Origin of the sequence: Microbacterium paulum (assembly GCF_015707995.1) — a bacterium.
Classification (GTDB): Bacteria; Actinomycetota; Actinomycetes; order Actinomycetales; family Microbacteriaceae; genus Microbacterium; species Microbacterium paulum.
Window position 1 is genome coordinate 1 of record NZ_JAAGRY010000101.1, and the last position, 5,995, is coordinate 5,995.

At 72.4% G+C, this 5,995-nt stretch carries 5 protein-coding genes and 1 pseudogene; 2 read left to right on the forward strand and 4 right to left on the reverse strand.

Translation table 11 applies throughout. The features are described from left to right. Positions 1-58: 58 nt before the first annotated feature. Positions 59-1,357 carry an aspartate kinase gene (locus G3N18_RS15320; RefSeq protein WP_196385122.1) on the reverse strand — a complete coding sequence of 433 codons (1,299 nt, stop codon included), beginning with the start codon at positions 1,355-1,357 and terminating at the stop codon, positions 59-61. Between the two features lie 119 nt (positions 1,358-1,476). Here G3N18_RS15320 and G3N18_RS15325 point away from each other — a divergent pair, with 119 nt between their 5' ends. Continuing rightward, the gene (locus tag G3N18_RS15325; RefSeq protein WP_196385123.1) at positions 1,477-1,965 is read left to right on the forward strand and encodes a hypothetical protein; all 489 of its coding nucleotides are present in this window, start codon (positions 1,477-1,479) and stop codon (positions 1,963-1,965) included. Positions 1,966-2,020: 55 nt separating this feature from the next. Beyond that, the gene (locus G3N18_RS15330) at positions 2,021-3,451 is read left to right on the forward strand and encodes a threonine/serine exporter family protein (RefSeq protein ID WP_338038671.1); all 1,431 of its coding nucleotides are present in this window, start codon (positions 2,021-2,023) and stop codon (positions 3,449-3,451) included. A gap of 18 nt (positions 3,452-3,469) precedes the next feature. Here the strand turns inward: G3N18_RS15330 and G3N18_RS15335 are convergent, their stop codons facing one another. From G3N18_RS15335 to G3N18_RS15345, 3 genes and pseudogenes are all read right to left on the reverse strand, one after another. Beyond that, the gene (locus G3N18_RS15335; RefSeq protein ID WP_196385124.1) at positions 3,470-4,414 is read right to left on the reverse strand and encodes a DMT family transporter; all 945 of its coding nucleotides are present in this window, start codon (positions 4,412-4,414) and stop codon (positions 3,470-3,472) included. Beyond that, a complete protein-coding gene (gene recR, locus G3N18_RS15340; RefSeq protein WP_196385125.1) occupies positions 4,414-5,007 on the reverse strand; it encodes a recombination mediator RecR in 594 nt (197 codons plus the stop codon). Before recR ends, G3N18_RS15335 begins: the two co-directional genes overlap by 1 nt. Before the next feature lie 3 nt (positions 5,008-5,010). Then, positions 5,011-5,995, reverse strand: a pseudogene (locus G3N18_RS15345) (hypothetical protein); the annotation flags it as partial.

A 5,995-nucleotide genomic window follows, 5' to 3' on the forward strand; every position in this document is an offset into this window, starting at 1 on the left:
CCTGCGCTGGGCAGGTCGCCTGCGCTCGGCGGGGCGCCCGCGGGCGCAGGCCGCCGCGTCAGCGGCCGGTGCCGGCGTGCACGACGGCCTCGACGTCGCCGTCGAGCCCGAACGCGGTGTGCACGACGCGGGCGGCCTCGGCGAGGTCGTCACCGCGCACGACCACCGAGATGCGGATCTCGGAGGTCGAGATCATCTCGATGTTCACGCCCGTCGTCGACAGCGCCTCGAAGAGGGTCGCCGAGACGCCCGAGTGGGTGCGCATGCCGGCGCCGACGACCGAGAGCTTGCCGATCTGATCGTCGTGGATGAGGTTCTCGAACCCGATCCCGGACTGCTCGGCGGCGAGGGCGCGCAAGGCCAGCGAGGCATCCGGCTTGGGCACGGTGAACGAGATGTCGGTGCGTCCCGTGGCGGCGGCCGACACGTTCTGCACGATCATGTCGACGTTGGCGCCGCTCTTGGCGACGACGGTGAAGATCTCGGCGGCCTTGCCGGGCACGTCGGGCACTCCGACGACCGTGACCTTCGCCTGACCGAGGTCGGTTGCGACGCCGGCGACGATGGGCTCTTCCATGGCGGACTCCTCTAGCGTGGCCGCCACGGCGGCGGGGATGGACATTCCGGCGCCGAGCACGAACGTGCCCTGGCTGGAACTGAAGGTGGAGCGGGCGTTGATCATCACGCCGTGCCGGCGTGCATACTCGACGGCGCGGATGTAGAGCACCTTGGCACCGTTCGCGGCGAGCTCGAGCATCTCTTCGGCCGACACCACGTCGAGCTTGCGGGCCTTCGGCACGACGCGGGGGTCGGCGGTGTAGATGCCGTCGACGTCGCTGTAGATCTCGCACACGTCGGCGTCGAGCGCGGCGGCGAGCGCGACGGCCGTCGTGTCGGAGCCACCGCGGCCGAGCGTCGTGACGTCGCGGGTGTCGCGGTTGAACCCCTGGAAGCCGGCGACGATCACAATCGCGCCCTCGTCGAGCGCTTCGCGCAGACGCACCGGGGTGACGTCGACGATGCGGGCGGCGCCGTGCGTGGCATCCGTGATCATGCCCGCCTGGCTGCCGGTGAACGAGCGCGCCTCGAAACCCATCGAGTGGATCGCCATCGCGAGCAGCGCCATCGAGATGCGCTCACCCGAACTCAGCAGCATGTCGAGCTCGCGCGGCGCCGAGATAGGCGCGACCTGGTGGGCGAGGTCGAGCAGCTCGTCGGTCGTGTCGCCCATGGCGCTCACCGCCACGACGACGTCGTGCCCGGCACGGCGCGTGTCGACGATGCGCTTGGCGACGCGTTTGATGCTCTCGGCGTCGGCGACGGACGAGCCGCCGTACTTCTGGACGATCAGCGCCACGTGTGGAACTCCCGGCGTGTCATTCGTGGGGATGGATGCCCCCATTCTAGAGATCGCGCGATGCCCGCCCGGCCATATGACAGGCGACAGCGGGCACCGCCGGCCACTAGCATCCGAACATGGGGGCACTGGAGCAGTGGCACGAGTTCGACGTCGCGATGCTCGGCGCCGCCGCGGCCCTCGCCGGGCTCGTGATCGTCGCGGCGAGCGTGAACATCCAGGTGATCATCGCGGCACCCTCGCTCACCTCGCGCCTCGCTTCGGCCATCTCGGGGCTGGTGCTCGCGATCGTCGTCTGCGCGGTGGGACTCGTCCCGGAGATCTCGACGGCCGCGTTCGGGATCGTCGTGATCGCCGCAAGTCTCGTCGCCGCCGCGTTCGCGGTCGACGCCTCGGTGCGCATCTTCCAGAACCATCACCCCGAGAACCGCCTGCGCGCCGGCAAGGCGACCGTGACGTTCGTGACCCCGGGTCTCTACCTCGTCGGTGGCGTCCTTCTGCTCGTCGGCGACGCGGGTGGGCTCGTGTGGCTCGCCGCGGGGGCGATCGCGGCGATCGTCGCGGCCCTGTTCGTGTCGTGGGTGGTGCTCGTCGAAGTGCTCCGCTGACCGCCGCAGCTCTCGCTGAGAGGCCCGTTCAGGGGCGTCGCCTAGCATCGTCAGCGTGCGGGCAGACGAGAAGGCGACGGTGGATGCCCGTGACCCCGGCTCCCGTCGTCGGCTCTCGTCGTCGCGGCGATCGCTGCTGCTGCAGGGCAGCGACGCGGCCGCGCACACGACGGCGATCCCCGTGCTCGACCAGCAGCTCGCGACGCGCGTCATCGAGCTCGCGGTGCGGACGGGCGAGACGATGCTCGTCGCGGGGGCACCGGCGAGCGAGGTGACCCGCACGATCGTGCGCATCGCCGCCGCCTACGGCCTGCACCCGCTGCACGTCGACGTGACGTACAACTCGATCACCGCGGCGGGCCGCGCGGCCGATGGCGCCCCCGTGACGACGCTGCGCGTCGTGCGCGGCGCGGCGCCCGACCACGCGAAGCTGCAGCGGCTGCAGGCGTTGCAGGCCGAGATCTCGGCGGGCCTGCCGCTGGTCGAGGCCGAAGAGCGCTGCCGCACGATCCGGCGCACCCCGTTCCGCTACCGCCCGGTGGTCGTCATCGCGGCGCAGGCGCTGCTGGCGGTCGGGGTCGCGGTGATGTTCGGCGTGAACCCGCTGAACATGGCGCTCGCGTTCGTCGCCGCGGCCCTCGCCGCGCTCACCCAGTACCTGCTCGCCCGGGCGAGCGTGCCGTTCTTCTTCAGCCAGATCGCGGGCGGCTTCGTGCTCACCCTCGTCGCGGCGCTGACACCCCTGCTCGCGCGCGCCGGGTGGGATCAGGCGGCATCCATTCGCCCGTCGGTGATCGTCGCGTCGGGCATCGTGCTCATGCTCGCAGGGCTCACCGTGGTCGGCGCCGCGCAAGACGCGATCGACGGGTTCGCCCTCACCGCGCTCGGGCGCCTGCTCGAACTCGTCACTCAGACGGTGGGCGTCGTCCTCGGCATCCTGCTCGGCCTCGAACTCGCCCGCCTGCTCGGCTTCGCGATGGCGCCGCCGAGCCAGGCCCTTCCCCTCGGGCCGCTCGGACTGCAGTTTCTCGGCGCCGCGATCATCGCCGTCGCGGTCGCCGTGTACAACGGCGCGGGGCTGCGCATCGTCGTCATCAGCGCGGCGCTCAGCTTCGTCGCGTGGGCAGGTTTCGTCGCGGCGAGCGCGCTCGGCTTCGACACCGCCGCCGCGAGCGGTGCGGGCGCGTTCCTCGGCAGTGTGCTCGGCATCGTCATCGCCTTCCGTTTGCACGTGCCGTCGGTCGCGATCACGATCGCGGCGATCCTGCCGATGGTGCCCGGCGCCGCCGTGTTCCGCGGTCTGCTGACGATCGTCGAGTCGGGCGATGACCCGACGCTGCTGCTTGCCGGCGCCGTGACCCTCGCCGCCGCCGCGACCGTCGGCGTGTCGCTCGCCGTCGGGGCATCCCTCGGCATCTACCTCGGTCAGCCGCTCACGGCGACCCTGCGCGGCGTCACCCGGTCGCGCGCGCGACTGCGCCGGTGAGGGAGCGGTCTTCGCTCGCTAGTCCGTCGCCACCGGCTCGGGCAGCGCCGGAAGGTCGTCGCCGCGCGCCCCGGCGCGCGGGCGCAACCGCCCACCCGTCGCCGCCAACCAGCAGCCGACGATGACGAGCGGGAACCCCACCAGCAGCCCCAGCGACAACGACTCGCCGAGCACCAGCACGCCGAGGAGGATCGCCACGATCGGGTTCACGTAGGTGAACAGCGGCGCGCGCGCCGGCCCCACCTCGCCGATGAGGGCGAAGAACCCGAGGAACGCGAGCGCCGTGCAGAAGATGCCGAGGGCGGCGAGCGAGACGCCGCTGCGGATGGTCGGCACCTCGTGCTGGGTGAGCAGCGCGAACGGCAGGTACGCGACGCCGACGGCCAGCAGCGACAGCGTGATCGTGCCGAGCGAGGGCACGTGGGCGAGCTTGGTCGCGACGATGAACGGCGCGGTCGCGTAGAGGAGCGCCACGAGCAGCACTTCGCCGACGGCGGCCAGCGCCGTCGCCGGGTCGGCGACCGAGAGCCCGGGACCCGCGACGATCACGACCACCCCGGCGAACCCGACGGCGAGCCCGAGCGCACGCGCGGGCGAGAGCATGGTGCGGTCGCCGCGCGCGAGCGCGATGCCCGCGGCGAAGAGGGGCACCGTGGCCACGAGCAAACCGGTGAGCCCCGACGGCAGCGTCTGCTCGGCGTGGCTGAGCAGGAAGAACGGGCCGGCCATCTCGATCGCGCCGAAGGCGAGCACCCACGGCCAGAGCTTCAGCGCGGGCCGCAGGGCGCGGCGGTGCAGGGCGATCGGCAGCAGCACGGCGGCGCCGAGCAGGGTGCGCCCGGCCACGATCGCGGCGGGCGAGAACGAGTCGACGGCCTCTTTGATGAACAGGTACGGGATGCCCCACAGCACCGCCATCAGCGCGTACAGGCCCCACGCGCGCGCCGGGACGCCGCCGGTCATCAGACGCTCCGTCGCCCCTCGAACGCGCGCCCGAGCGTGACCTCGTCGGCGTATTCGAGGTCGCCGCCGACGGGCAGCCCCGACGCGAGACGCGTGACGCGGATCTCGAGGGTGTGCAGCAGCCGGCTGAGGTAGGTGGCGGTCGCCTCGCCCTCGAGGTTGGGGTTGGTGGCGAGGATCACTTCTTGCACGGTGCCGTCGGCGAGGCGCTGCATGAGCTGGGTGATGCGCAGATCGTCAGGGCCGATGCCAGCGATGGGACTGATCGCACCACCGAGCACGTGGTAGAGACCGCGGAACTCGCGCGTGCGCTCGATGGCCGAGACATCCTTCGCGTCTTCGACGACGCAGATCAGCGTGCCGTCACGGCGCGGGTCGCGGCAGATCGCGCAGCGCTCCTGTTCGCTGACGTTTCCGCACACCTCGCAGAAGCGCACGCGCTCGCGCAGTTCGCCGAGCAGCTGCGAGAGCCGCGCGACGTCGAACGTGGGCGTCTGCAGGATGTGGAATGCGATGCGCTGGGCCGACTTCGGGCCGATGCCCGGAAGCCGCCCGAACTCGTCGATGAGATCTTGGACGATGCCGTCGTACATGCGTTAGTTGAACCTCGTGGCCGGTGTGTGCGGCTCTTCTCTGACGAACGTCGCGCCGAGCACCTGGCGCACGACCGACTCGCCGACCCGCTCGATGGAGTTCCGGCGGGCGTTCGGCGCCGAGGCCGCACTCTGCGTCGGGGTGGCGACCGGGCGGTTCGCGGCGGGGGCCTGGTGCCCCGCGACCGGTAGCCGCGGCGGCACGGGCGCATCGTCGTCGGGCGGCGGCGGCACGTCGTCTTCGTCGTCGGGCGGGATGTCGGCGTAGGGCATGACCTCGCCGTCGCGCTCGAGGGTCAGGGTGCGCACCGGCGCGACGGCCGCGTCTTCGGGCTCGTCGTCGACGGCGAACTGCGGTGCGGGCGGCGCGGATGCGTCTTCGGACGGGATCGCCGCGACGGCCCACTCCGTTACGGGGGCCACGGCCGAGGGTGCTGCAGACGATCGGGCGGAGGCCGGACGGGTGGATGCCACGGGCTCGCCGCCGCGCGGCGCCGCACCCCCCGCCGGAGACGCTCCGGCGCGGTCAGGGGCGCCCTGCGCCGGAGCGCTGTGCGGGGCATCCGCAATATTCGACGTGCCGGACGGTCTCGGCGAGGGCGACTCGCTCGGTGCTCCCCCGGGACCCGTCCCGGGGGCGGCCTCGTGGCGGGCGACGTACTTCACGCGCACCCCGAGCACCGCGAGGATCGCACCGCGCAGGTCTTCGCTCGGGCCTTTGCCGCCGGCGAGCTTCTTGAACGCCGCCACGTCGGCCTGGCTCTGGAAGACGAGCGTGAGCACGTCGTCGGCGAACGCGACCGGGGTCGCCGCCGTGGCGAGCATCCACGATGAACGGCTGACGGGCTCGAGCTGCTGCAGCACCTCGGGCCACGCGTCGCGCACCTGCGCGATCGAGATCGGGCCCTCCGGCGGCGTCGGCGCGGGCGCCGCGGCGGGCTCGGGCTCGGGCTCCGGGGATGCCGGAGTCGCCGCGGTCGGCGCGGTC

Excerpts from the sequence above, each read along its gene's own strand:
- G3N18_RS15325 (WP_196385123.1), top strand. The coding sequence starts at position 1,477 with ATGGGGGCACTGGAGCAGTGGCACGAGTTCGACGTCGCGATGCTCGGC.
- G3N18_RS15335 (WP_196385124.1), bottom strand. The coding sequence starts at position 4,414 with ATGACCGGCGGCGTCCCGGCGCGCGCGTGGGGCCTGTACGCGCTGATG.
- recR (WP_196385125.1), bottom strand. The coding sequence starts at position 5,007 with ATGTACGACGGCATCGTCCAAGATCTCATCGACGAGTTCGGGCGGCTT.